We start from the raw sequence: 269 nt of genomic DNA, 5'->3' as shown, positions 1-269 counted from the left end.
ATTGGAGCGAGTAACGAGGTTCGAACTCGTGACCTCAACCTTGGCAAGGTTGCGCTCTACCAGCTGAGCTATACTCGCGTTCCATAGTGAGAATAGTTTAACTGCTAGAAGTTTAAGGTTGCGTCCTTACCTTCTTGCAGCTGTTCTATACTCGCAAAATCCGAAAACACATAGTGTTAAAATGGTGCCCGGGGCCGGACTTGAACCGGCACGCTGTTACCAGCGAGGGATTTTAAATCCCTTGTGTCTACCAATTCCACCACCCGGGC

At 49.4% G+C, this 269-nt stretch carries 2 tRNA genes; both read right to left on the bottom strand.

Features of this window, described 5'->3' with window-relative positions:
• Positions 1–2: 2 nt before the first annotated feature.
• A tRNA-Gly gene (locus tag C2M35_RS15435) sits at positions 3–78 on the bottom strand.
• Positions 79–182: 104 nt separating this feature from the next.
• Positions 183–269: transfer RNA gene (locus C2M35_RS15430), tRNA-Leu, on the bottom strand.

It is taken from the genome of Pseudoalteromonas sp. T1lg76 (assembly GCF_002964725.1).
Lineage (GTDB): Bacteria > Pseudomonadota > Gammaproteobacteria > Enterobacterales > Alteromonadaceae > Pseudoalteromonas.
This window is presented reverse-complemented; position numbering and strand designations above follow the sequence as displayed.